General features: G+C 69.5%; 24 protein-coding genes and 2 pseudogenes. 10 read left to right on the top strand and 16 right to left on the bottom strand.

The window, feature by feature from the left end; all coding sequences use genetic code 11:
* Positions 1-6 precede the first annotated feature (6 nt).
* From OH768_RS35160 to OH768_RS35150, 3 genes are read left to right on the top strand one after another with little or no spacing between them, the layout of a single operon-like run.
* Positions 7-774 (top strand): metal ABC transporter ATP-binding protein, encoded by a 768-nt coding sequence (locus tag OH768_RS35160; RefSeq protein WP_406459963.1) that lies wholly within the window; start codon positions 7-9, stop codon positions 772-774.
* The gene (locus tag OH768_RS35155) at positions 774-1676 is read left to right on the top strand and encodes a metal ABC transporter permease (protein ID WP_359611930.1); all 903 of its coding nucleotides are present in this window, start codon (positions 774-776) and stop codon (positions 1674-1676) included. Before OH768_RS35160 ends, OH768_RS35155 begins: the two co-directional genes overlap by 1 nt.
* Before the next feature lie 59 nt (positions 1677-1735).
* Positions 1736-2152, top strand: a complete 417-nt coding sequence (locus OH768_RS35150) for a Fur family transcriptional regulator (protein WP_406459962.1) — start codon at positions 1736-1738, stop codon at positions 2150-2152.
* Positions 2153-2158: 6 nt separating this feature from the next.
* Here OH768_RS35150 and OH768_RS35145 read toward each other — a convergent pair whose 3' ends face one another.
* From OH768_RS35145 to OH768_RS35095, 11 genes and pseudogenes are all read right to left on the bottom strand, one after another.
* Positions 2159-2671 (bottom strand): YcxB family protein, encoded by a 513-nt coding sequence (locus OH768_RS35145; RefSeq protein ID WP_406459961.1) that lies wholly within the window; start codon positions 2669-2671, stop codon positions 2159-2161.
* A 314-nt stretch (positions 2672-2985) separates the two neighbouring features.
* Positions 2986-3837 carry an isoprenyl transferase gene (locus OH768_RS35140; protein WP_406459960.1) on the bottom strand — a complete coding sequence of 284 codons (852 nt, stop codon included), beginning with the start codon at positions 3835-3837 and terminating at the stop codon, positions 2986-2988.
* Between the two features lie 34 nt (positions 3838-3871).
* Complete coding sequence (gene recO, locus OH768_RS35135; RefSeq protein WP_406459959.1) at positions 3872-4621, bottom strand: DNA repair protein RecO; 750 nt, start codon at positions 4619-4621, stop codon at positions 3872-3874.
* Positions 4622-4684: 63 nt separating this feature from the next.
* Positions 4685-4900, bottom strand: a complete 216-nt coding sequence (locus OH768_RS35130; RefSeq protein WP_019074146.1) for a hypothetical protein — start codon at positions 4898-4900, stop codon at positions 4685-4687.
* A 276-nt stretch (positions 4901-5176) separates the two neighbouring features.
* A pseudogene (locus OH768_RS35125) lies at positions 5177-5314 on the bottom strand (VOC family protein); the annotation flags it as partial.
* Between the two features lie 85 nt (positions 5315-5399).
* Positions 5400-6341, bottom strand: a complete 942-nt coding sequence (locus OH768_RS35120) for a DUF6879 family protein (RefSeq protein WP_406459958.1) — start codon at positions 6339-6341, stop codon at positions 5400-5402.
* Between the two features lie 130 nt (positions 6342-6471).
* Positions 6472-7443 (bottom strand): SCO2521 family protein, encoded by a 972-nt coding sequence (locus OH768_RS35115; protein ID WP_406459957.1) that lies wholly within the window; start codon positions 7441-7443, stop codon positions 6472-6474.
* Entirely contained in the window at positions 7440-8432 is a 993-nt protein-coding gene (locus tag OH768_RS35110) for an SCO2522 family protein (RefSeq protein ID WP_406459956.1), read from the bottom strand. Before OH768_RS35110 ends, OH768_RS35115 begins: the two co-directional genes overlap by 4 nt.
* Positions 8429-9346, bottom strand: coding sequence for an SCO2523 family variant P-loop protein (locus OH768_RS35105; protein WP_406459955.1), 918 nt, complete (start codon positions 9344-9346; stop codon positions 8429-8431). Before OH768_RS35105 ends, OH768_RS35110 begins: the two co-directional genes overlap by 4 nt.
* Positions 9347-9349: 3 nt before the next feature.
* Positions 9350-11191 (bottom strand): SCO2524 family protein, encoded by a 1842-nt coding sequence (locus OH768_RS35100; protein WP_406459954.1) that lies wholly within the window; start codon positions 11189-11191, stop codon positions 9350-9352.
* A 20-nt stretch (positions 11192-11211) separates the two neighbouring features.
* Positions 11212-11949, bottom strand: a complete 738-nt coding sequence (locus tag OH768_RS35095) for an SCO2525 family SAM-dependent methyltransferase (protein WP_406459953.1) — start codon at positions 11947-11949, stop codon at positions 11212-11214.
* A 185-nt stretch (positions 11950-12134) separates the two neighbouring features.
* Here OH768_RS35095 and OH768_RS35090 point away from each other — a divergent pair, with 185 nt between their 5' ends.
* Positions 12135-12695: a GNAT family N-acetyltransferase gene (locus tag OH768_RS35090; protein ID WP_406459952.1), complete on the top strand. Its 561-nt coding sequence runs from the start codon at positions 12135-12137 to the stop codon at positions 12693-12695.
* On the opposite strand, the gene OH768_RS35085 is transcribed toward OH768_RS35090, so the two are convergent.
* A complete protein-coding gene (locus tag OH768_RS35085; protein WP_406459951.1) occupies positions 12583-13719 on the bottom strand; it encodes an abortive phage infection protein in 1137 nt (378 codons plus the stop codon). The genes OH768_RS35090 and OH768_RS35085 overlap by 113 nt on opposite strands.
* A 147-nt stretch (positions 13720-13866) precedes the next feature.
* On the opposite strand from OH768_RS35085, the gene bla reads away from it, so the two are divergent.
* A complete protein-coding gene (gene bla, locus OH768_RS35080) occupies positions 13867-14784 on the top strand; it encodes a class A beta-lactamase (RefSeq protein ID WP_406459950.1) in 918 nt (305 codons plus the stop codon).
* A 28-nt stretch (positions 14785-14812) separates the two neighbouring features.
* Here the strand turns inward: bla and OH768_RS35075 are convergent.
* The 4 genes and pseudogenes from OH768_RS35075 to OH768_RS35060 form a co-directional block, all read right to left on the bottom strand.
* Positions 14813-15080 (bottom strand): annotated as a pseudogene (locus tag OH768_RS35075) (helix-turn-helix transcriptional regulator); the annotation flags it as partial.
* A 62-nt stretch (positions 15081-15142) separates the two neighbouring features.
* Positions 15143-15604 carry a protein phosphatase gene (locus OH768_RS35070; protein WP_406459949.1) on the bottom strand — a complete coding sequence of 154 codons (462 nt, stop codon included), beginning with the start codon at positions 15602-15604 and terminating at the stop codon, positions 15143-15145.
* Positions 15605-15616: 12 nt separating this feature from the next.
* A complete protein-coding gene (locus tag OH768_RS35065) occupies positions 15617-16216 on the bottom strand; it encodes a TetR/AcrR family transcriptional regulator (RefSeq protein WP_406459948.1) in 600 nt (199 codons plus the stop codon).
* Between the two features lie 229 nt (positions 16217-16445).
* Complete coding sequence (locus OH768_RS35060; protein WP_406459947.1) at positions 16446-17159, bottom strand: FadR/GntR family transcriptional regulator; 714 nt, start codon at positions 17157-17159, stop codon at positions 16446-16448.
* A gap of 200 nt (positions 17160-17359) precedes the next feature.
* Between OH768_RS35060 and OH768_RS35055 the strand changes: the two genes are divergently transcribed.
* From OH768_RS35055 to OH768_RS35035, 5 genes are read left to right on the top strand one after another with little or no spacing between them, the layout of a single operon-like run.
* The gene (locus OH768_RS35055) at positions 17360-18994 is read left to right on the top strand and encodes an ABC transporter substrate-binding protein (protein WP_406459946.1); all 1635 of its coding nucleotides are present in this window, start codon (positions 17360-17362) and stop codon (positions 18992-18994) included.
* 18 nt (positions 18995-19012) lie between these two features.
* Positions 19013-19972 (top strand): ABC transporter permease, encoded by a 960-nt coding sequence (locus OH768_RS35050; RefSeq protein ID WP_406459945.1) that lies wholly within the window; start codon positions 19013-19015, stop codon positions 19970-19972.
* The gene (locus OH768_RS35045; protein WP_406459944.1) at positions 19972-21969 is read left to right on the top strand and encodes a dipeptide/oligopeptide/nickel ABC transporter permease/ATP-binding protein; all 1998 of its coding nucleotides are present in this window, start codon (positions 19972-19974) and stop codon (positions 21967-21969) included. Before OH768_RS35050 ends, OH768_RS35045 begins: the two co-directional genes overlap by 1 nt.
* Positions 21966-22988 (top strand): oligopeptide/dipeptide ABC transporter ATP-binding protein, encoded by a 1023-nt coding sequence (locus tag OH768_RS35040; protein ID WP_406459943.1) that lies wholly within the window; start codon positions 21966-21968, stop codon positions 22986-22988. The genes OH768_RS35045 and OH768_RS35040 overlap by 4 nt, the downstream gene beginning before the upstream one ends.
* Positions 22985-23920, top strand: a complete 936-nt coding sequence (locus OH768_RS35035; protein ID WP_406459942.1) for a dihydrodipicolinate synthase family protein — start codon at positions 22985-22987, stop codon at positions 23918-23920. The genes OH768_RS35040 and OH768_RS35035 overlap by 4 nt, the downstream gene beginning before the upstream one ends.
* Positions 23921-23967: the final 47 nt, after the last annotated feature.

The raw sequence follows: 23967 nt of genomic DNA, 5'->3' as shown, positions 1-23967 counted from the left end.
GACGTCATGAGCGAACCCGTCATATCGCTGCGCGGAGTCCGCGCCGAGCTGGGTTCGCGCCCCGTCCTGCGCGGCATCGACCTCACCGTGCACCGCGGTGAGGTCGTCGCGCTGCTCGGCGCCAACGGCTCCGGCAAGTCGACCGCGATCCGCGCGGTCATCGGCCAAGTCCCGATCGGCGAGGGCGAGATCGAGCTCTTCGGCACGGACCGGGCCCGCTTCCGGGACTGGCGGCGCGTGGGTTACGTACCGCAGCGCACCACGGCCGCGGGCGGAGTGCCCGCCACGGTCACCGAGATCGTCACCTCCGGCCGCCTCTCCCGCACCCGCTTCGGCCTGCTGCGCAAGGCGGACCACGAGGCCGTACGGCACGCCCTGGAGCTGGTCGGCATGGCGGACCGCGCCAAGGACTCGGTGAACGCCCTGTCCGGCGGCCAGCACCAGCGGGTGCTGATCGCCCGCGCGCTCGCCGCCGAACCCGAACTGCTGATCATGGACGAGCCGATGGCGGGCGTCGACCTGGCCAGCCAGCAGGTGCTTGCGGACACCCTGTCCCGCCAAGTCGCCGAGGGCACAACGGTGTTGCTCGTCCTGCACGAACTCGGCCCGCTGGAACCCCTCATCAACCGGGCGGTCGTCCTGCGCGACGGCTGCGTCCAGCACGACGGCCCGCCCCCGCACGCCCTCGGCCAGCATGCCCTGCCCGGCCACGACCACGTACACCCGCACTCGGCGGCGGACGCCGAACCGATCCGCACGGGACTGCTGAGCTGATGGACTTCCTGAACTACGCCTTCATGCAGCGGGCCCTGCTCGCCGCCGTCCTGGTCGGCATCACCGCCCCCGCCGTCGGCATCTACCTCGTCATGCGCCGCCAGGCCCTCATGGGCGACGGCATCGGCCACGTCGCCATGACGGGCGTGGGCCTCGGCTTCCTCCTGAACACCTCCCCGGTCTGGATGGCCACCGCGGTCTCCGTCCTCGGCGCGATCCTCATGGAACTGATCCGCTGGTACGGCAAGACCCGCGGCGACATCGCCCTCGCGATGCTCTTCTACGGCGGTATGGCCGGCGGCGTGATGTTCATCAACCTCGCGCCCACGGGCTCCAACGCGAACCTCACGTCGTACCTCTTCGGATCCCTGTCGACGGTCTCGCAGTCCGACGTGACCGCGATCTGTCTGCTCGCGGCCTTCGTGGTGGTGGTCACGCTGGGGCTGCGCAGGCAGCTGTTCGCGGTGAGCCAGGACGAGGAGTTCGCGCGGGTCACCGGGCTGCCGGTGCGCGCGCTGAACCTGCTGACGGCCGTCACGGCGGCGGTCACGGTGACCGTCGCGATGCGGGTCGTCGGGCTGCTGCTGGTGTCGGCGCTGATGGTGGTCCCGGTGGCCGCCGCCCAGCAGCTGAGCCGGAGCTTCGCCGCGACCTTCGTGATCGCGGTGGCGATCGGCGTGAGCGTGACCATCGGCGGCACGGTCACCTCGTACTACCAGAACGTCCCGCCCGGCGCGACGATCGTGCTCCTGACCATCGGCGCGTTCATCGCGCTCACCGCCCTCGCGACCCCGCTCGCCCGCCGCCGGGCCCGGGCGGCAGCCGCCGCGCGGCCCGCCGGAGACCCGGTGGAGTGCGTGATTCCAGCCACCCGGGGGGCCGCCGACGAGGTCGGCGTCTGACCAAGCACAGTCCGGGCTGGCACAATGGCCCGGCAAAGTGCAGACGTGAGGAGGCAACGGTGACGACGGCCGGCCCGCCCGTGAAGGGACGATCCACCCGCCAGCGTGCCGCCGTGTCGGCGGCGCTCAACGAGGTCGACGAGTTCCGCAGCGCCCAGGAACTGCACGACATGCTCAAGCACAAAGGCGACTCGGTCGGCCTGACCACGGTCTACCGCACCCTCCAGTCCCTCGCCGACGCCGGCGAGGTGGACGTCCTGCGCACCGACGACGGCGAGTCCGTCTACCGCCGCTGCTCCAGCGGCGATCACCACCACCACCTCGTCTGCCGCGTCTGCGGCAAGGCGGTCGAGGTCGAGGGCCCGGCCGTGGAGAAGTGGGCGGAGGCGATCGCGGCGGAACACGGCTATGTGAACGTGGCGCACACGGTGGAGATCTTCGGCACGTGCGCGGAGTGCGCGGCGGCGGCCGGTTAGGGCGCGCTAGACCCGGCTCAGGTGGGCGTCGAGGATCGCCCGCAGCCGGTCGATGTCGGCGGGGTCCCGCAGGCCGCGCCTGGGCAGCAGGGTGAAGTTGAGGGCGTTCTTCTCGGGGCTGAACATGTAGAAGCCGTCCGCCGTCTCCCGGTAGCGGGGCTGCACGGTCCAGTTGAGCGAGGTGACCGAGTCGTCGGTGGCGACGGTCACCCCGGCGTCCGTCACGGTCACCCGGATCACGCCCCGCCGCTCCGCGAGGCGCTGGAACTGACGGGCCTGGATCCGCGGCAGGAACACCAGGACAACCACCACGGCGCACACACCGGCGATGAGCGGGATCGGCACCGACCTGCCCTTGGCTAGCGCGCTCCCGATCGCCAGCACGGCGAAGAAGGCCCCGATCCCCAGCAGCCAGAGTTGTCTTCGCGTCGACGGGATGATGCCCCTGCGCGCTCTCAGCGCCGCCGCGAAGTCCTCGACGACCGGCCGGTACTCCAGCTCGACCACTCGCCCCGTCACGTCATCCCGCCCCATGTCCATGAGGCGGGATGCTAGCCGTAGCGGCTAGGGCCTGTCCGGCGGATCAGGTCGCAGGAGATCAGCAGTGCCTGATCAGCGCCGGTGAGCGGGGCGTGGTGCGTGCGGCTGCAGGGCGGAGGAGGCGTTGACATCAGCGGCTCCGCCGCGGGCGACGCGGTGGGGGCACCTCCCGGCCGAAGGCTGGGGGACGTCAGCGACCGACGACAACGCGGCTGGGGGTCCCCCACGCCTTCAGGGCAGTGGGGGAGCGCGCACCACGCCCCGCGTCTGCGACAGGATCCGCCGGACAGGCCCTAGCCCTCCTCGGGCCGCCCCCGCATCTCCGCTTCCATCGCGAGCAGCTTCTCGTTCGGTACCGCGCCGCCGAACCGCCGGTCCCGCTGGGCGAATTCGACGCAGGCGCGCCACAGGTCGCGTCGGTCGAAGTCCGGCCACAGCACGTCCTGGAAGACAAGCTCGGCGTAAGCGCTCTGCCAGAGAAGGAAGTTGGAGGTGCGCTGCTCGCCGCTGGGGCGCAGGAACAGGTCCACGTCCGGCATGTCCGGGTAGTACAGGTACTTCGCGAGGGTCTTCTCGTTGACCTTCGCCGGGTCGAGCTTGCCGGCCTTCACGTCCTGCGCCAACGCCCGTGCGGCGTCGCCGATTTCGGCCTGGCCGCCGTAGTTCATGCAGAAGTACAGCGTGAGCGCGTCGTTGTTCTTGGTCTGCTCCTGGGCGATCTGGAGCTCCTTGGCGACCGACCGCCACAGCTTGGGCATCCGGCCCACCCACCGCACCCGGATGCCGAGTTCGTCGAGGGTGTCGCGGGTCTTGCGGATGAAGTCGCGGTTGAAGTTCATCAGGAAGCGCACCTCGTCGGGCGAGCGCTTCCAGTTCTCGGTGGAGAAGGCGTACAGCGAGATCGCGCCGACCCCCATCTCGACGCCGCCCTGCAACACGTCCAACACCCGCTCGGCGCCGACCTTGTGGCCCTCCGTGCGCGGCAGCCCGCGCTGCTTCGCCCACCGCCCGTTCCCGTCCATGACGATCGCCACGTGCTTCGGGATCAGCTCACCGGGCAGCTTCGGCGCACGGGCCCCGGACGGGTGCGGCTCCGGCGCCTTGTACTCGCGCCGCTGGCGCCCCAGGATCCCGCGTACGACCATGACGTTCCTGTCTCCCTCTACGACTTACGACGACCTACGACTTTTCCACGTACCGCAGCGAGCGCAGCCCGCGTTCCAGATGCCAGTGCAGATAGGCGGACACCAGCCCGCTCCCCTCCCGCACATGGCGCGCCTCGGACGCGTCCGCAGTCTCCCAGTCTCCCGTGAGCAGCGCACCGAGCAGTTCGAGGGCCTGCGGCGAGGGTACGACGCTCCCGGCCACCCGGCAGTCCACGCAGACGACTCCGCCGGACGCCACGGAGAAGAACCGGTTGGGTCCCGCCATCCCGCACTTCGCACAGTCCCCGAAGCTCGGGGCGTACCCGTTGACTGCGAGCGACCGCAGCAGAAACGCGTCGAGAATCAGACGCGGCGCGTGCTCCCCGCCGGCCAGCGTCCGCAGCCCGCCCACCAGGAGCAGATACTGCTGTACAGCGGGCTCGCCCTCGTGGTCGGTGAACCGCTCCGCCGTCTCCAGCATCGCCGTACCGGCGGTGTACCGGGCGTAGTCGCTCACGATCCCGCCACCGTACGGAGCGATCGTCTCACTCTGCGTGCACAACGGCAGCCCGCGCCCGACGAGTTCGCTCCCCCGCGCGAAGAACTGCACGTCCACATGCGAGAAGGGCTCCAGCCTGGCCCCGAACTTCGACTTGGTCCGCCGCACCCCGCGCGCCACCGCGCGTACCCGCCCGTGACCCCGCGTGAGCAGCGTGATGATCCGGTCCGCCTCACCCAGCTTCTGGGTGCGCAGCACGATGCCGTCGTCGCGGAACAGACTCATGGCGCCCATTGTCCCCTACGGCTCCGCGCCCCACGACGCATCCGGGTATCGGGAGGCGCCGGGTCAAGGCACCTCGCCCCGGCTGCGGGCGTTCGCGTACGCGGTCGCCGCGCTCAGCCGCTCCGCCGGGGTCGCGTCGCGCACGGCGGCCGGTTCGGCGTCCCACTCCCGTCCGCCGCCGTACGGCCGCAGCTGGACGTAGGGTCCCTCGTGCCCCATGACGATGCCCACTCTCCCGGTCCGGGTGTCCACGGCGACCGATCCGACAGTCGGCTTCATCGCACTCCTCGCACCCGAACGACTCCGGCGACCAACGGCACCGACCACGATTCCCTCAAGGTGTCCTCCGCCTCCGAGCAGTGTGCCCACAGCTGGCTCCCCTCCCCTTCCGGGTTTCACGCTTCTCCTCTCCGGGGTGCCCCGCTCCGCCTACACTCGGCAGGAGTCTGTCGACCACACGGCGGCCACAAGTCCGGTGCGCACAAAGGGCGTTGGCCATGGCCAACTGTTCGAGCGGGAGGGCGTCGGCACCTTTGCCGGCCAGTTCGAACAGGCCATACGGGCCTTGAGCAAACAGAGCTCATTGCCTTCGGGATCGGCGAGGGCATGCCACCGCTCGTCCCCGGTCTGGCCGATGTCGGCGAAGCGCGCGCCCAGCTTCAGCAGGCGTTCGAGCTCGGCGGCCTGTTCTCGAGCAGGACGAAGCCGAGGACCTGGCGACCGCACCGGAGGAGTTGGGCGTGGGCGAACTGTTTTCAGGGCCGCCGGCGGGACAGGGTCACGCTGGTGGGCGCGGATCGGCCGGACGCACGGGTTCGGGGAGGTTCGGCAGGTCGCGCGAGGTGACCCCCCACAGTTGATTGAACTGTGTCATCTGCTCGGTCACCCGGGATCTCCGTGCGTTCAGCTCGCTCCTGGACTCCTCCCGGGCCACGTCCGAGTTCATCTCGAAGTACAGCTCGTCGTCGAAGATCATGAAGTCCCGCCGCCCGCCGCGCCCCACACCGGGCGGCACCTTAGACAGAATCACGACACGCGCGTCTATGCCCAGACCTCTTTGGAACTCGCAGATCTGCAGCAGTTTTTCGTTGACGTCATCGGGGCGGGGCACGATGAAGAGGCGCCGCACCCTCACCCCGCGTCGCTCGATCGCGCTCCGCTGCACCTGCAGGTAGTCCTGCGCGTCCTTGGTGTCCCAATAGGCCACGTCCACGAACGTGCTGGTGGCGTCGATGCTCACCGTCGCATGGCCGGTGAGGCGCACGAGCTGTTCGTTCGGATCGCCGCGCCAGCTCACGACCCTGGTGGCCAGGTCCTCCACGAACACGGCGAGGCGGTCCATCTCGCCCCGCGCGAAGGCCCTGGCGATCTCCGGACCCTGGTCCCCCAACTTGGTGGCACTCTCGACCAGCCGACGCACCTGCTCGGCACCCATGCCGGACCGCTCCAACTCGCTGAAGAGCTTGGTCACATCACCGACCAGTTGGAACTTCTCCTGCACCATGTCCTTCATCTCGCGGTGATGCGCGGCCAGCGCGTCACCGATGTCCCCGCTCTGCACACGCTGGCCGCCCTCGACCGACGCCAGCCGCCGCTCGAAGTCGATCATGTACTGGACGATGAGCGCGGCACCACCGATGACGATGGAGACCGCGAGCTGCCACATCTCGTCCTGCGACTGGTTGATCAGGTTGGTGATCACGTACGCGATGGTGGCCACGACAAAAGTGACCAGTGTCTTCAGCAGGACGGGAGGTATGCGTACGCCCCCCGACCGCGCCGGATCCGGTGTCCCGGACGCTCCATCCATGACTGTCCCCCCGACGGATCTTTCCCAGGACCTGTTCCGGTCAGCGCCGCAACGCCAGAGCCTTGTGCAGCAACGGTATGGCCTGGAGGGCCAGTTGGTCACGGATGCGCTGGACCGACGTCTGCCACTGCCGGGTGAAGCCGGGTTCCCGTTCGAGTACGTCCCACAGGTGTCCCAGTCCGTGGTCCACGTGTGCGCGCGGCATCCACAGATGCAGCAGATGATCCACGGCCGGGCGCAGCGCCAGGACCGCCTCGGACCCGTCCGCCGCGGCAAGCCGGCTGTTCTCCAGAAGGTGCACCAGCGTCGTCAACAGCCAGTCGTGCAACGCCAGGTCTTCGCACAGCCCCGCCACCGCGACCGTCGGAACACTCTCCGGCACCCTCAACTCGACCGTCCTCAGCCCGTCCTCGGCCAGCGTGAAGCGGTCCAGCGACGGCCCCTCGCCCTCAGGGGTCCGTCGCGCGGCCCATCGCAGTTGGGTACGGCGTGACTTGAACGGCGCTTTCTGGTCGAGGATCGGATCCCGCACCAGCTGCGCCAGCAGCCCCTCCGCGATCATCCCCAGGTCCAGCTCGCCGCGCCGGCCACCGCGCAACACGCCCTGCGCGACGGCCTGTTCAGGGAGTTTTCCGAACGGCTCGACCACCCCGGGCCGAACGAGATAATGCCCCCAGGGACGACGGTTGTCAGGGCCGTCGGCCGGGGCGCTGAAGTAGGCGGTGGACTGCAGGACGCGCCCCTCGGTGAGTGCCGCGCGGGCGGCCACCGTGCCGACAGCCCGGACCTTGGCACCGTTCGCGGCGGGCAGTCGGCAGTCCACTCCCGTCAGGACCTCGGGCGATCGGGCGTACAGATTGGGCCGCTCGGACACCCTGACGTGTTCGTCGGCGCGCAGCCTCAGCAACCGCACGGCGGCCCGGCGGTCCAGCGCCTGGAGGGACGGAAGCAGACAGGTGCGCACCTCACCGCAGGCGAGCACCGAACGGGTGCGCCGCCCGGGTGCCGTCATGCCAAGTCCCGTTGTACGGCGCGGAGGTTGGCGGGTTCCTCGTAGAAGACGTACGTGGCGCGCCGCGCGACCGCCTCCGGTACGGCGACGCCTTCGCCCGCGGACCGTTTGGCGACCTGGTCGAGCGCTCCGGAGTCGACGTCCACCTGGTCGAGGATGAGCCGTACGGCGTCCTCGACGGCGAGGAACCGGTTCGGCATCAGCGTGCAGGTGCGGTAGGCGCTGAACGAGACCCGGGAGTCGCTGAGTTTGAGCAGCGGCGGCAGTCGGTCCCAGTCACGCGGGTACTCCGGGTCGGACCAGGGGTGCGGGACCAACACGGGCTCGCCCAGGTGCCGTAGCAGACCGAGGCGGGCCAACTGCCATACGGCGGCCAGGAACGGGCAGGACCACAGGCGTCCTCGGTCCGTCTCGGACCACAACTCGGCGTCCATGAAGACCGAGTGATTGCGCGCGGCGGTCTCCTGGGGCGGCTGCCAGGTGACGATCTCGGCGAGGGCACTGCGGGTGGGGGTGGTGCGTTGCCCGTTGGCGAGCCAGCCGGTCTGGCTGACCGGGGGGCGGGAGCCGCCGTAGCTGCCCGGCGGCGGGGATTCCACCAGGCGGTGCATGACGGACTCGGCCAGTTCGATCCCGTCGGCGACCGCGCAACCCGACTCGCGGGCCAGGTAGTCGATGACGAGCCCGGCTTTCTCGGCCTCTTCCAGGATCAGCGGAATCAGTTCGGCCGGCGTGGAGAAGCGGGTGAAGTAGTCGTCGATCAGGAAGCACGTGCTGATACGGGGACGTCTGCCGCCGATGCGGCGGGCGGCGGACGCTTGGGCCGCGTCGACCCAGATCCGTACCTCGGCGAAATGCTCGCGCAGCCGCTCGGGGCCCGCCTCGAAGTCCTCCATGTAGAGGTGGCCCAGCTCCAGCGAGAGGTGAGCCAGCGGCACGGACTGGGTGAGCGGGTTCGCGGTGGTCTCCCGGAAGACGGCCTCCGTCATGCCTCCTCCCAGCACTTGTCGTCGGTGAGCCGGGCGGCCAGGTCGCTGAGCGCCTGCCAGGTCTCCATGGTGGCGATCCGGCTGTCCAGCACGTCCTCGTCGGTGATGAGCTGCTCACGCCACTGCAGGACCGGTTCGAGGGGCACCGAGCCGAGCACCTGGGTGTAGCCGATGCCGTAGCGCGAGGCGAGTTGCTTCAACTCGGCGTCGCACTGCTCCATCCACGCCGACTGGGTGGGCGTGGCCTGCGACCACAGCGCCGAGTCGGGGTCGGGTACGGCGGCCCGTACGAAGCGGATGGCGCCGCGCAGCGCGTCCTCGTCGTGGCCGCGGGCGACACCGCCGGCCAGGATGCCGCGCTTGCCATGGACGAGGTTCGCCGCGGCCTCCACGTGCTGGCGGGTCCAGCGGTGGAAGACCAGCCAGCGGGCCTGGACGCCGCTCATCGAGCGCTGCGAGGTGGCCGCCAGAGCCATGTCGACGGCGTAGCTGCGGCCGGCGCTGAGGTCGACGACGATCAGGTCGAACTCGCCGTTGAGGCGCAGCAGGAGGTCCACGCAGCGGCGCAGATTGTCCCCGGAGGTGGCGAACTCGCCGCCGCTGAGGTCACCGGGCATCAGGATCAACCGGCCGGCTCCGGGCGGCCGGTTACGCAGCACCCGGTGTTCGGTGTCCGCCCAGACATCGATCCTGACCGGTTCCGCGATCTCGCCCATCAGGTAGGAGTGCAGTCCGCGGTCCTCGGCGACATGGCGGGCGTCGGGCACGTCGAAAACGGTCGCGGCGGTGGGCGAACCGAAGTCGAAGTCCAGGTAGCAGACGTCGTCCCCCATGAGCGCCCGCTGGTAGGCGAGGTTGGCGCTGGTCACGGAACGGCCCGTGCCTCCCTTGTCGGAGGCCGCGAAGATCAGCACGGTTCACGCTCCCTGGATCGTGGCGGCTTCGCGGGCCCGGGTGAGTTCGTCGAGCCGGACCAGCAGGTCGAGCGTCAACGCGTAGGCGGTGCCCGGCTGTTCGTCCACCAGAACGCGGGCGCGGCGCAACGTGACCTCGATGCGCCTGAGTTGTGTTCCGCGCTGTCCGTCAGGGGTGGGTGCGGGTGTCATCAGTTCGATGCCGAAGCGGTGGGTGGCCTCGCTGATCGACGCCCTTGCCAGTCCGGTCAGTTCGACGCTGCGGAGCGGCGGCTCCCAGTACATCTTGTGCGCTTTCACCACCGCTTCGGTGACCCGCTCGGTGATGCTCCAGGACACCTGTCCGCCGGTGGGGGCCGTCTCCGGGTAGACGGCATGCACGTTGTCCCACAGACCGACGCCCTCGCCGTCTCCGATGCGGCGCCGCCACACATGGCCGAAGATGTCCTCGGCCAGCCTGAGCAGTCGGTCGTGCGCGGACAGGTTGCGGGAGAGCGTGCACAACTGGACCGTGCGCTTGAGGAGTTGCGTCGAGAAGTCGTTCATCGTCCAGTCCATGGGCGGACCGATGGTGCCGCCGCCCTGCAGTGGCAGGGTGACGCCGGGGTTGTGCAACTGGACCATGAGGTCGTCGCGGGTCATTCGGCTGGTGATGCGGCCGCGTTCGGCGAGGCGCTCCATGACGCGGACCGTGCGGGTCAGGTCGTCGTCGGTGGCCCGGCGGCGCAGCAGGTCATGCACGAGGATGGCGGCGACGGAGAGGGAGAAGTACTCGGACTCCAGCCGCTGTCCCGTCGTACGCCAGGGGATGTCCTCCAGCGGCCACCGGTCGTGGTCGAAGCGGGCGATGCCCGACCAGTACTGCTGGGTGATCTCCCTGCGCAGTCGCAGCGCCTCGGCCAGCTTCTGCTGTTCGGCGTTGAGCAGCCTGAGGGTCAGGGTGCGGTCCGAGAACAGGTCCTCGATGCCGTCGAGCGCGACCACGGTGAAATAGACGTACGGCACCGGATTGGCGACACCGGGAGGCTGCGGCCCGATGGGTGCCTCGGTCTCCACCTCGGGGGCGTCCCGCACCAGACTCCAGGTCCAGCCGCACTCGAAGAGCTGGTTCTCGTCCTTGAGGGCCTCCTGGACGTCGACACCGAGGATGAAGCTCTCGACGATGGTGGCGCGCAGCGGCCGGAACCGCCGCTGGAATCTCGCCAGCGTCTGACGCTGCGACAACTGCCCCTGGCCGAGGAGTTCGCAGAGGGTCTGGCCCTGGGTGGAGTCGGGGTCGTAGACGGTGACCGTGAAGGAACGCAGCAGGCCCACCATGGCGGCGGTGAGCCGGTTGCTGGTCGCGGTCCTCAGTTCGCTGATCGCAGCCCGCATCTCGTCACGGCGGGTCTTGGTCTCGTAGACCTTGAGGAAGCCGAGCAGGGCCAGACAGAGGGTGATGGACAGGGAGAACGAGTCCAGGACGTCGAGTCGGCGCTGCTCCTCGGTGAGGTCCCGCTCCTTGTCCCGGGACCGGAAGGAGTGACCGCCCGCGAACGTGGGCCGCTTGCCGTCGGTGTGCGTGCGCATGAACTCGGCGGCCGCCGTGACGAGGGCGGCCGGAATCTCCAGCCGTCCGCCCGCCGGCTTCAACACCTGCTGGACGTCGCGCTGCGTGGCGTCGGGGTCGTCCAGCCGGAACAAGGGCAGCTCGGTCGCCGGGTACAGCAGACAGAGCAGGCGCTCCGCGTCGGCGATACCGCTTTCCCCGCCCGGTGTGCCCCACACCCACTCCCCGTCGTCAAAGGAGTACCGGGCGACCGCCTGCCAGATGTCCAGCAGATGCTGGCGTGGCTTGATCTCCATCCTTTGCCCCCTCAGGAAATCTATGTACGCCGATATCCGCGGGCCACGATCATCGATTTGTAGCCGTCGCGCACCTTGGCCTGCTTCCCCACCGAGGTCGTCCGCAGCCCCCTGGCGTGCCTCCTGAGGACGCGGCGGATCTGCCTTCTCCGCACGCTGTACGCGGGGAAATGCAGGCCACCCACCTCATACCCCTCGGACTCCTCCATGAAAGCGGCGGCGAACGGCGCCCCGGGCTCGAGCTGGTGAAAAAAGCACTTGATCGCCTGCTCGAACTCGGTTTCGGAGGTGGAGATGGATTCGGCGACGAAGAACATGGTGCCGAGATTCCAGCGTCCCTCCCGCCCGGCCAGATGGAAGAGATCTCCCTGCTCGACCCGGACGATCTGCTTGAACCTCTCCCGCGGATCATGGGGATAGGCGGCATATCCGTCATTCCGGCACAAACTCCGCCAGAACGCATCCCAGTTCTCGTCATAGGAGTCCAACTGGTCCCGAAGATAGCCCACATTCCGCTTCGACCAGTCGAGCAGAGTGATCTCCTCGCACCAGGGCAGCATCGCCAGGGCCGGATAGAGATTCGCTCCGGCACCCACATCGATGCCCCGGACCTGGCGCCCCGGAAACCGGCGAAAATGATCACTGAAATGATCGCGGACGATGGCGATGATCTCCGCATCGGCAGGAAACACGCTGCGGTAGTTGTGACTGATGTAGTCCGCTGGGTTGAATTCGTCCCAGGGTACGTCCGCGTTCAACTGCGGAAGGTCTTCCAGTGATCCAGAAGGCATGCCCCACCGTATCAACATCATCGATCCACGGGACCCCCTTTCTCCCGCCATGCGACTGGCGCGGATGCATGGAGGGCGCATGGCGGCAACACGCTCCCAGGCATTGACCCAGGCCCTTGAACAGCCCTGGCACGACGGGAAATCCTGGTCGGATGCCGCTCAATCCCGACCGGATGCCGCTGTGTATCCGGTCCGCCGTCGAGAACGACCTTCCCGCACTCGCCAGCCTCGACGCGGAGGCGTTCCCGATGGAGCCGTACCCCTTCTTCGTCCTGCGTCAGCTGTTCGACGTGTACCGCGACCATCTCCTGGTGGTGGACGACGGGCACCTTCTGTACGGGTATCTCATCGCGACTCCGCCCGATGCCGGCCTCAGTTGGATCCTCAGCCTCGGTGTCACCCGGGGCCTGCGGGGCCACGGACTGGGGCGTCGGCTGATGGTGCAGTCACTCGGACAACTGCGCTCCGAGCACGCGCACGAGGTCCGGCTCACCGTCGCCCCCGACAACGACCGAGCCGTCTCCCTCTACGAACATCTCGGGTTCACTCAGACCGGAGACGTCCAGAAGGACTACCTCGGGCCCGGCAAACATCGCATCCTCATGACACTCGAGCTGCCCGATAGTGCCGCGCCACCGCGCGAAACGCCTCCTTCGGCTCCCAGTGCCACGGTGAAGTCGGGTCGAACGGACGGTCCTCGACGGTCCTGGTGAGGGCGTAGCTCGCCATGTCGAGGTCGTGTCGCGGGTCGTGGGCGCGGTGCGGGGCGTCCGGGGTGACGAACTCGAAGGCCATCGCGCCGTACAGGCCCATCGACTCGAAGACCTCCAACAGGGCGGCCACATAGGCGGCTTGGGTGTGTTCGCTGCGGATCAGGTGGCCCTTGATCTCCTCCGGGCTCTTGCTGTGGTCCACGACGTTCCAGCCCATGCCGGCAGTCTTCTCTGCGCCCTTGTACGCGCAGGTGCCGAACTCGGTGATGGCGACGGGCCTGCCCCAGCGCTGGTAGCGGCGCAACTCCCGTATATAGGCGGCGGGTTGGCGGAAGTACGAGTAGTAGTCGATGCCCACGATGTCGAAGAGGTTCCAGTCGACCTCGTCGTCCTGGGCGGCGGCGTAGCCGAGGTTGCCGTGGAAGACCGAACGGCCCAGCGCCGCCGCCTTCTTGGTGAAGGCGTCCAGCTTGCGCTGCATCTTGACCGGGTCGAAGGTGCCGTTCAGGAGGTTCTCGACGCGGTCCAGGACCGTCGCGCCCGGCACTATCCCGGGTACGAACAGCCAGAACTCGCAGCCGACGCTGAAGTCGACGCGCGCGCCCTGCCGCCGCAGGCGTTCCGCGAACCGGCCGGTCTCCGCGAGGTGTTCGAGGATGTCCCGCTCCGGGACGTCGGCGAGGGTGGGCTGGAGCCAGATGTGCAGGCCGAGTTCGGCGGCCCGGGCGGCGGTGGCGGTGAGGCGGTCGACGCCGTCGCCGGTGACCTCGACCGTGTCGGCGTGCAACTCGTCGCGGATGGCGCAAAGGTCGGCCCGCATCCGGCTCGGGCTCCAGGCGGTGGCGGGGGTGCCGCCCTCAACGACGGTGTAGACGACGCCGTGGCGGCGCAGACCGCGTCGGCCGCTCCCCGCCGTCTGCTCCTTCGCTGTCGCCTGCCCCGACGGCAGTAACGCGCCCGCTGTCCCGAGGGCCAGCGCCCCCGCCAGGAACTGTGCCCTGTTGATCCCCGTGGTGTTCGCCATGCACCCACTGTGCCGAGCCCGGCCCCGGCCCGGCATCGACCGATGGTCTACGGCGGGGCAACCAAGGTATGAGCCCTCGCGTCGGTCACTGGAGAGATCGTCGACGGAAACCGACCGATCGTCGACGCCGACCGAACAAAGGAGAGCGTGATCTCAGGCTCCGAACAGTCCTCCAGGCCCGCTACGACCAGCCGCCGTACTCTCCTCGCCGCCGGTGCCGTCACCACCGCAGCCCTCCTCACCGGCGCCACCCCCGCGCCGGCATCCACCGACACCGGCGTCTCCGCGCGTCTGGCCGCCCTCGAAGAGCAACACACCGCCCGCGCAGGCGTGTTCGCGCACCACCTCGGTACGCGGAAGACCGTCGTGCACCGTGCCGACGAACTCTTCCCGATGTGCTCGGTGTTCAAGACCCTCGCCGCCGCGGCCGTCCTGCGCGATCTGGACCGGCACGGGGAGGTCCTCTCCCGGGTCGTGCACTACACGGAGGCCGATCTCGTCGACGGTTCGGACCAGACGCGGGCGCACCTCGCCGACGGCATGACGATCGAGCAGCTCGCCGACGTGGCGATCCGTTACAGCGACAACGGCGCCGGCAACCTGCTCCTGCGCGAACTCGGCGACCCCACCGCGATCACCCGCTTCGCCCGCTCCCTCGGCGACCCGGTCACCCGCCTCGACCGCTGGGAGACCGAACTCAACTCGGCCGAACCGGAGCGGATCACCGACACCACCAGCCCCCGCGCGATCGCCGGCCTGTACGGCAGGCTGGTCCTCGGCGACGCCCTGCGCCGTCCCGACCGCGACCGGCTCACCGCCTGGCTGCTCAACAACACGACGAGCGCCGCCCGTTTCCGCGCCGGGCTCCCCGCGACCTGGACGATCGCCGACAAGACGGGCAGCGGCGACTACGGCACCGCCAACGACGTCGGCATCGCCTGGACGGAGGCCGGTGACCCGGTCGTCCTCGCGGTCCTGACCACGAAGCCGACGCTGCCCGAAGCACCGTACGACAACCAACTGGTGGCCGAGACCGCCGAGTTGGTGGCAGCGGCCCTCGCGTGACGGGAGCAGCGGCTGAGACCGGATGCAGTCAGCGCGGGAAGTACTGCCTCGGCGTCACCCCCACCAACGCGGTGGAACGCCGCCGTGAAGGAGCTCGCCGACGCGTACCCCACCCGCCGTGCCACAGCCTCCACCGGCAGTCCCTCGACCAGGTACGGCAACGCGGCCTGCATCCGCAGCCGTTCCCGCCACTGGCCGAAGCCGAGGCCGGTCTCCGCGACGAAGAGCCGCGCCAACGTCCGTGCGCCGGCGCCGACTTGACCGCCGTACGCGGCGAGGGCCCGTCCGTCCGCCGGGCGGGCTGGAGCGGGCCGGCTTCACGGACGTGGCTGTGGACCTGGAACCGCAGAGCCGCCGCCTACGCTTCCGGGCCCGCCGGGCCTGACGGCGCCCCGAACCGCAGTACGTACCGCCGCTGCCACGGCGTCTCCACCGCGTGCCGGTCGTAGTGGGCGCGGACGTAGGAAATCGCCTCCCCGGGCGGTACCCCGTCGAGGACCGCGAGGCAGGCGAGTGCCGTGCCGGTGCGGCCCCGGCCGCCGCCGCAGGCGAGTTCGACGCGCTCGGTGAGCGACCGCTGCCAGACCTCGGTGAGGACCGTGCGCGCCTCGGCGCGGTCGGCGGGCAGCCGGAAGTCCGGCCAGCGCAACCACCGTGCCTGCCAAGGGACTTCGGGCGGCGGCCTGCCGAGCAGATACACGCCGTACGTCGGGACCGGGCCTTCGGCCGGGAGCGGCCGGCGCAGGCCGCGGCCCCTGACCAGACGGCCGGACGGCAGCCGTAGGACACCTGCGTCCCGCTCGTCCCACGCCACTGTCATCCGACTCACCTCTCACGCGTCCGATGCCTCGCGCACCGCCTTCTCCAGCAGTGCGCTCGCCGCCCATCGCATCACGTCCCGCGCCTCCTCGGGGTCGAGTCCGCAGGCGTCGCGGGTCGCGATCAGCGCCTCCACTCCGTACACGAGGGTGACGGCCATGGTCAGAGGGCGGTGGAGTTCGGGCGGGAGGGTGTCGGCGAGGGGTTCGAGGGCGGTGCGGGTGTAGCCGAGGCGGGTCTGATTGCGGGTGGGAATCCCCGGCTCGGCGACGCGGGAGATCAGCGTGTCGAGGCGCTCGGCCGGGCCGGCGGGCAGATCGGCGGTGAAGTCGGGGGCACGGACGAGGAGTTGGGTCTCCTGGAGCAGTTCCCGCGGGCTGGAGAAGGAACGATACGCCGTGGCCAGGGACACATCGGCCGCCTCCGCCGCCTCCGCGATGGTGACCGTTCGGCCCTCGCGGATCAGGCTGCGGCCTTCCGACAGGCGAATACCTTCTTGCAGTGAGAAGGTTTTCGCCGAGGAGCACGGGGACCCCGCGTCGGCGGTGTCCGTCCACACCGAGGACATCGAGCACGACGCCGTCGGCCGGCCGGGCGGCCCCGCGGTCGGCATCTCCGCCGCGCAGGAGCGCTACGAGCAGCTGGTGCAGACCTGCGCACCGAGAAGTCCGAGCGCACCCACACCTACTACTCGGACAACAACCGCCGGATCGCCTTCCGGACGGTGCACGTCTTCGAGTTCACGGACGGCAAGATCTCCCGCGAGAACGGGTGGCTGGACGGCGCGTCCATCGTGGCCCAACTGACCGCTCTCTGACCACAGTTCAGGGTCCACCCGTACGTCAGCCCACTCCCCGCGACTCCTGCGCCGCGCGCGCCTCGATGCCGCGGAAGTGGTCCGCCATCGCGCGCTGCGCGCCCTCGACATCGCGGGCGCGCAGCGCGGTCACGATGTCGCGGTGGCGGCGGACCGTGACGTCGGGGGTCGGGTCGTCGGTCCAGCCGCGGGCTCCGGCGACCCGGTGGAACACCGTCCAGAAGGCGCCGAGGAGTTGCGGGACGAGTTCGTTGCCGAGCGAGGCGTAGAGCAACTCGTGGAATGCGCGGTCGAGTTCGGGGAAGGGCCGGCCGGAGCGGCCCGCCTCCTCCATCCGGTTCACCACCACTTCCAGGCGGTCCAGCTCCGGTTCGGTGAGGATGGCGGAGACCCGATGAATCAGGCCTTCCTCCAGCACCTCGCGCACCTGGAGGATCTCGGCCAGCGCGTCCGCGTCGTCCTCGTGCCGGGTGAGGGTGCGGAAGGTGAGGCCGTCGGCGAGGGGGGTCAGCGAGGCCCGGCCCACGTAGGTGCCGTAGCCGTGTCTGATCTCCACGATGTCGAGGGCCTGGAGCGCCTTGAGGGCCTCGCGGACGGAGTTTCTGCTGATCCCGAGGTCTTCCATCAGCTCGGCCTCGGTGGGCAGGGGCGCACCGGGCTGGAGCTTGCGGTCGAGGATCAGCTGGACGACCTCGCGCTGTACCCGACTGTTCCTTGACTCCCCGGACATGCGCCGCATCGTACGCGCACCAGAGGTCCCACGTCCCATGTCCAGGCTCGGGCGCCCCCGAAAGACATCAACTCCCGCCATTTCAAACCGCCATTGGTCCGACCTCTGACGGCTACTCCATTCGTGTGTGATGCCTTGACCGCCCCCACGGGCGCTCTTATGGTCGCGCTGACCGCAGGACGTAGGACGTCGTACCTCCTGGAGGAACCGTGCGCGAAGACGTGACCCAGAACGTGCCCGCGCTGCACCGCCGGGCGTTCCTGAAGTACTCCGGCGCGCTGGGCGCGGCGGCGGCGATCTCCTCGTCCCTGACGGCCTGTTCGTCGGGGCCGCAGTCGACGAACGACACCGGCGGCGGGGGCACCGGCAGGAACCGCACCCTGACCGCGGTGATCGGCTACGGCAACGACGGCAGCTGGGACCCGACGCAGACCGCGTCCGCGTTCGCGATGGCCGGCAACAACCACATCTACGAGGGCCTGATCGACACCGATCCGATCACCCGCGCGCCCTACCCGGCACTGGCGACCGCCGTGCCGAAGGACACGAGCGGCACCTCGTGGAAGTTCACGCTCCGTGCGGGCGCCACGTTCCACGACGGGCAGCCCGTCACCGCCGACGACGTCGTCTTCGTCTTCGACCGCATCCTCGACCCGAAGACGACGACCCTCGCGCAGGGCTTCTTCGTGAGCTGGCTGAAGGAGGCCCGGAAGATCGACGCGCGGAACGTCGAGCTGGTCCTCAAGTTCCCCTTCCCGGAAGGGATTTCACGTCTCACCCTCGCGAAGATCATGCCGAGGCACATCTTCTCGCAGCCGGGTGCCTGGGACGACGCGATCAAGGGCAGGGCGGTCGGCTCCGGGCCGTACCGGCAGACCGCGCACCACCCGAAGTCCAACACCACCTTCGCCGCGTTCACCGGCTACAACGGCCCGCGCCCGCCCGCCTTCAAGACGATGAACTGGCTGACGATCGTGGACGCGGCACCCCGCGTCGCCAAGATCTCCGGGTCGAGCGCGGGCGCGCAGATCGCCGACAACATCCCCTACGCCAACATCCAGCGCCTGCAGAGCGGCGGGCTGACGGTCGCGGGCGGGGCCGGGATGAACAACCTGTTCCTGATGTTCAACACCCAGCACAAACCCTTCGACGACGTACGCGTACGCCAGGCACTCCACTACGCCATCGACACCGGCAAGATGGTCCAAGTCGCCCTGCGCGGGCACGGGAAGCCGTCCTCGTCCTTCCTCAACGAGGGCAACCCGGCCTACCGGCGCGCGAAGACGGTCTACGGCTACGACCCCGACAAGGCGAAGGCGCTGCTGAAGGCGGCCGGGGTCAGCGGACTGAGCGTCAACCTCATGTCGGTGAACGTGAGTTGGATCGTCGACTGCCTGCCCACCATCAAGGCGTCCTGGGACGCGATCGGCGTGAAGACCACCCTCTCCCCGCAGGAGACCACGGCAGTCTTCACCAAGATGGACCAGAAGCAGGACTACCAGATCGTGGCCGCCGCCTCGAACCCCAACCAGTTCGGCCTCGACGCCGACCTGATCATGCACTACAACTACGGCCCGCAGAACCTCTGGATGGGCTACGCCCGTTGGGCCGGGAACTCGGTCGCCAAGCAGCTCTTCAAGGACATGGACCGGGCGACGCGGGAGCCGGACACGGCGAAGAAGCAGACGATGATCCAGGACTACATCGACGTCGTCGCCGAACAGGCCGTGCTCTACCCGGTCGTCCACAACGAGCTGATGACCGCCTGGGACCCCAAGAGGCTGACGGGGATAAGGGCACAGCCCTACCCCGGCATAAACGTCCTCCAGGCCAAGTGGGTCTAGCCGCACAGGAGTTGGCCCATGGTCACCGTCGTCAGGATTCTGGCCCGCCGCGTCGTCCTGCTCGTGCCGCTGATGCTCGGCATCGTGCTGTTCGTGTTCGTGGTGATGCGCTTCTCGGACGTCGACCCGGCGTCCGCGTTCTTCCAGGGCGCCAACCCGACCCCGCGGCAACTGCACGACTTCCGCGAGCGGAACGGGCTGCTGGATCCCCTCCCCATCCGCTACGTCCATTTCGTGGGCGCGCTCCTCCACGGCGACCTGGGCACCAGCGCGCTGACCCGGGCGCCGGTCGTCCAGCAGGTCACCACCGCGCTGCCGCTCACCCTCCAACTCACCTTCCTGGGGCTGGCGATCGCGGTGGTGCTGTCGCTGCTCGGCGGGGTGACGGCGGCCATCTACCGGGACCGGCTGCCCGACCAGATCATCCGGGTCGTGTCGCTCACCGGGGTCGCGGCACCGGGCTTCTGGCTGGCGCTGCTGATGATCCAGTATCTGGCGGTGGACCGGGGCTGGTTCCCGACCGGCGGCTACATCAACCCGGCGGACTCCCTCACCGGCTGGTTCAAGACGATGGCGCTCCCGGCGCTCGCGCTGTCGCTGCCGGTGGCGGCCCAACTCACGCGCATCGTACGGACGTCGGTGGTCGAGGAGCTGGACAAGGACTACGTCCGGACGGCGATCGGCAGCGGACTGCCACCGAGGGTCGTGGTCGGCCGCAACGTGCTCCGCAACGCGCTGATGAACCCACTGACCGTACTGGGCCTGCGCGTTGGATACCTGCTCGGCGGTGCGGTCGTCATCGAGACCATCTTCTCCCTCCCCGGGATGGGCAAGTTGATGATCGACGCCGTGCAGAACGGCGACCCGGCCGTCGTCCAGGGCGTGGTGCTCACGACGGCGACCGGGTTCGTCGTGGTGAACCTGGTCATCGACATCCTCTATCTGCTGGTCAACCCGCGCCTGAGGGATGCCTCCTGATGTCCACTCGGTTCCCCCAGTTCTCCCGCAAGGGCCTCGCCGAGACCCTGTCCCGGCCCGGCATCAGGCTGCGCGGCCGGCGCCGGCTGCCGCTGCCGTCGAAGGTCGCGGTGTGCTTCCTGGCGGTCGTCGTCCTGGTGGCGCTGTTCGCGCCGCTCCTCGCGCCCGACGACCCGCTCGACCAGCAACTCCCCGTCGACGGCACCGGGCACCCCTCCGCCGACCACTGGATGGGCCAGGACAGCCTGGGCCGGGACATCCTCAGCAGGCTGATGTACGGCGCCCGTTGGTCCCTCGCGATCGGGCTCGGGGCGACCGCGCTGGCCCTCGTCGTCGGCGCGCTGATCGGCGCGATCGCTGCGACCGCCCGCAAGGGTGTCGACGAGACGCTGATGCGCTGCCTGGACGTGGTGATGGCGTTCCCCGGCATCGCGCTCGCGGCCGTGCTGGTCGCCGTGTTCGGCGGCGGGATCACCGTACTGATCTGCGCGATCGCGTTCCTGTTCACTCCGCCGGTGGCAAGGGTCGTACGGGCCAACGTACTTGACCAGTACGGCGAGGACTACGTGATCGCCGAGCGGGTGATCGGCGCCCGCACCCCACACATCGTGATCCGGCACGTGGCCGTCAACTGCGCTGCCCCGATCCTGGTGTTCTGCACCGTGCAGGTAGCCGAGGCGATCGTCTTCGAGGCGTCGCTGTCGTTCATCGGCGCGGGCGTACGGCCCCCGGACCCGTCGTGGGGCAGTGTCATCGCGGACGGCAAGAACATGGTGCTGACCGGGGGTTGGTGGGCGACGGTCTTCCCCGGCCTGCTGATGCTGATCACCGTACTGTCCCTGAACATACTGTCCGAGGGAGTCTCGGACGCCTGGGCGGCCCCCGCGCCCCGCGAGGTGGACGTACGGCACGACGAGGACCCGCTCGACGCGCCGGAGCCCGGCACCGGCGAGGTCCTCCCGCTCCCCGGCCTGACGGAGGCGGCGCGACGACTCCGGTCCCGCGCACGGCCGTTGCCCGACCCCGACGGTCAACCGGTCCTGGCGGTCGAGAACTTGGCCATCGGCTTCGAGGGCCGCCACCACGGCGTGGACATCGTCGACGGCATCAGCTTCGAGGTACAGGCGGGTGAAGTCCTGGGCCTGGTGGGCGAGTCGGGCTGCGGCAAGTCACTCACGGCACTCGCGGTGATGGGCCTGGAACCGAAGGGCGCGAGGGTGCGCGGCCATGTCCGTTTCAACCAGCGCCAGTTGGTGGGCGAACCGATGCGGGTCCGCCGCAAGCTGCTGGGCCACGAGATGGCGATGGTGTACCAGGACGCGCTGTCGTCCCTGAACCCGGCGATGACGATCCGCGCGCAGCTCAAGCAGGTCATACGGCGTGGAGGCCGTCGTGGAGCAGGCGAGTTGCTGACGATGGTCGGCCTCGACCCCGAACGCACCCTGCGCAGCTACCCGCACGAACTCTCCGGCGGCCAGCGCCAACGCGTCCTGATCGCCATGGCGTTGTCCCGCGACCCCAAGCTGATCGTCGCCGACGAACCCACCACCGCCCTCGACGTCACCGTGCAGGCACAGGTCATAGAGCTACTGCTGCGCCTGCGCGAGGAGTTGGGCTTCGCACTCGTCCTCGTCTCGCACGACCTGGCGCTCATCGCCGACGTCACCGACCAGGTGGTCGTGATGTACGGCGGACAGATCGTGGAGACGGGCGTGACCGCCGACCTGGTGGAGTCGCCGGCCCACCACTACACGCGCGGCCTGCTCGGCAGCGTACTGTCCCTCGAATCGGCGGCCGAACGCATGACCCAGATCAAGGGAGTTGTCCCCTCCCCCGCCGACTTCCCGGCCGGCTGCCGCTTCGCCGACCGCTGCCCGCTGGCGAGCGACATCTGCCGTACGACCGCACCGGACCTGGTCGGCCCGCGCACGCACACGGCGGCCTGCCACCACCCGGCGATCGACCTGGTGACGACGGAGAGCGAGACGGTGTCATGAGCGGCGCGCTGGTCGAGTTGTCGGACGCCCATGTCGTCCACAAGGCGCGCAGCGGCGGCCTGTTCAGCCGCGACCGGGTCTACGCCCTGACCGGCGCCGATCTCGCCATCGCGCCCGGCGAGACGGTCGGCGTGGTCGGCGAGTCGGGCTGCGGCAAGTCCACGCTGGCGAAGGTGTTGGTGGGCGTACAGCGGCCGACGTCCGGCACGGTGTCGTTCCGGGGCCGCGACCTGTGGTCGATGCCGGACGGCGAACGCCGGGCCGCCGTGGGCACCGGCATCGGCATGATCTTCCAGGACCCGTCGACCGCGCTGAACCGCCGTCTGACGATCCGCCGGATACTGCGCGACCCGCTGGATGTGCACGGCCGGGGCGACCGGAGCCAACGAGAGGAACGGGTACGGGAGTTGATGTCGCTGGTGGGCCTTCCGCGCGCGCTCGCGGACGGCCTCCCGGGCCAGCTCTCCGGCGGCCAGCGCCAACGAGTGGCGATCGCGAGGGCGTTGGCGCTGGACCCCGACCTGGTGGTGGCCGACGAACCGACCAGCGCCCTGGACGTCTCGGTCCGCGCCCAGATCCTGAACCTCTTGCTGGACCTGAAGGAACGCCTGGGCCTGGCCCTGGTGTTCGTGTCCCACGACATCCAGACGGTACGGCGGATGAGCGACCGCGTGATCACCATGTACCTGGGCCGGATCGTCGAGGAGACCCCGGCCGCCCAGGTCACCGACCGGGCGAGGCACCCGTACACCCGGGCGCTGTTCTCGGCGACGCCGGGTCTGTTGCACCCCATCGACCCGATCCCGCTGATCGGTCCGGTGCCGTCGGCGACGCGTCCGCCGAGCGGGTGCCCGTTCCGTACCCGCTGCTGGAAGGCGGACGAGGTGTGCGCCTCCGCGATGCCGGACTTTTCACCCGCGTCGACACCAGGACATCGCTACCGCTGCCACCATCCTGTGGAGGAGGACCTGACCACCGGCGACCTCGTTCGCCAAAGCCGCCCCATGGAGCCTTCATGACCTTCCCCGCCCCGCTCACCGGTGTCGTACCGCCCGTCTGCACGCCCATGACACCGGACCGCGAGGTGGACGTCCGTTCACTGCTCAGGCTCGTCGACCATCTGGTCGGGGCCGGGGTGCACGGGCTGTTCCTGCTCGGCTCGACCTCGGAGGCGGCGTATCTGACGGACCGGCAGCGCAGGTATGTCGTCGAGGCGGTCGTGGCTCATGTGGGGGGCCAACTCCCGGTGCTGGCCGGGGCGATCGACATGACGACGCCGCGGGTACTGGACCATGTGGCCGCCGTGACGGACGCGGGCGCGGATGCGGTCGTGGTGACCGCGCCGTTCTACACGCGGACCCACCCGGCGGAGATCGCCCGCCACTACCGTCTCGTCGCCGCCGCGTCGCCGGTCCCCGTGGTGGCCTACGACCTCCCGGCCTCCGTCCACACCAAGCTGCCCGCCGACCTCGTCCTCGAACTCGCCGCGGAGGGTGTTCTGGCCGGCCTCAAGGACTCCAGCGGTGACCTCGGCGGCTTCCGTACGGTCGTCACCGGCGCGCGAGTCCATCCCGACATCACGGGGTTCAGCGTGCTGACCGGTTCCGAGCTCTTCGTCGACTCGGCGCTGGCGTTGGGGGCGGACGGGGCGGTGCCTGGTCTCGCCAATGTCGACCCGCACGGGTATGTCCGTCTCGACGCGCTGTGCCGGGCCGGGGACTGGTCGCTTGCGCGGGCCGAGCAGGAACGGCTGTGTGTGTTGTTCGGGCTGGTGGGTGTGGGTGATCCGGCGCGGATGGGGGGCAGTTCGTCGGCCCTCGGGGCGTTCAAGGCGGCGCTGCAGCTTCGGGGCGTGATCGAGTGTGCGGCGACGGCGGAGCCGCAGGTGTCATTGTCGGCGGATGAGGTGGAGCAGGTCGGGAAGTTCCTGGCGGCGGCGGGGTTGCTCTAACGGGGGTCTGGATGACGGAGCCCCCAGCAACACAGTCCGGGCCCAGT

Origin of the sequence: Streptomyces sp. NBC_01622, from assembly GCF_045209635.1 — a bacterium.
Lineage (GTDB): Bacteria > Actinomycetota > Actinomycetes > Streptomycetales > Streptomycetaceae > Streptomyces.
Note: the sequence above shows the minus strand (reverse complement) of the source record. Positions and strands in the feature narration are given on the sequence as shown.

Coding starts and splice junctions, on each gene's coding strand:
- OH768_RS35090 (WP_406459952.1), top strand. CDS start 12,135: ATGCCGCTCAATCCCGACCGGATGCCGCTGTGTATCCGGTCCGCCGTC.
- OH768_RS35045 (WP_406459944.1), top strand. CDS start 19,972: ATGTCCACTCGGTTCCCCCAGTTCTCCCGCAAGGGCCTCGCCGAGACC.
- OH768_RS35155 (WP_359611930.1), top strand. CDS start 774: ATGGACTTCCTGAACTACGCCTTCATGCAGCGGGCCCTGCTCGCCGCC.
- OH768_RS35035 (WP_406459942.1), top strand. CDS start 22,985: ATGACCTTCCCCGCCCCGCTCACCGGTGTCGTACCGCCCGTCTGCACG.
- OH768_RS35160 (WP_406459963.1), top strand. CDS start 7: ATGAGCGAACCCGTCATATCGCTGCGCGGAGTCCGCGCCGAGCTGGGT.
- recO (WP_406459959.1), bottom strand. CDS start 4,621: ATGAGTCTGTTCCGCGACGACGGCATCGTGCTGCGCACCCAGAAGCTG.
- OH768_RS35050 (WP_406459945.1), top strand. CDS start 19,013: ATGGTCACCGTCGTCAGGATTCTGGCCCGCCGCGTCGTCCTGCTCGTG.
- OH768_RS35070 (WP_406459949.1), bottom strand. CDS start 15,604: ATGACAGTGGCGTGGGACGAGCGGGACGCAGGTGTCCTACGGCTGCCG.
- OH768_RS35110 (WP_406459956.1), bottom strand. CDS start 8,432: ATGACGGAGGCCGTCTTCCGGGAGACCACCGCGAACCCGCTCACCCAG.
- OH768_RS35115 (WP_406459957.1), bottom strand. CDS start 7,443: ATGACGGCACCCGGGCGGCGCACCCGTTCGGTGCTCGCCTGCGGTGAG.
- OH768_RS35100 (WP_406459954.1), bottom strand. CDS start 11,191: ATGGAGATCAAGCCACGCCAGCATCTGCTGGACATCTGGCAGGCGGTC.
- OH768_RS35085 (WP_406459951.1), bottom strand. CDS start 13,719: ATGGCGAACACCACGGGGATCAACAGGGCACAGTTCCTGGCGGGGGCG.
- OH768_RS35060 (WP_406459947.1), bottom strand. CDS start 17,159: ATGCGGCGCATGTCCGGGGAGTCAAGGAACAGTCGGGTACAGCGCGAG.
- OH768_RS35040 (WP_406459943.1), top strand. CDS start 21,966: ATGAGCGGCGCGCTGGTCGAGTTGTCGGACGCCCATGTCGTCCACAAG.
- OH768_RS35130 (WP_019074146.1), bottom strand. CDS start 4,900: ATGAAGCCGACTGTCGGATCGGTCGCCGTGGACACCCGGACCGGGAGA.
- OH768_RS35140 (WP_406459960.1), bottom strand. CDS start 3,837: ATGGTCGTACGCGGGATCCTGGGGCGCCAGCGGCGCGAGTACAAGGCG.
- OH768_RS35065 (WP_406459948.1), bottom strand. CDS start 16,216: ATGCCGACCGCGGGGCCGCCCGGCCGGCCGACGGCGTCGTGCTCGATG.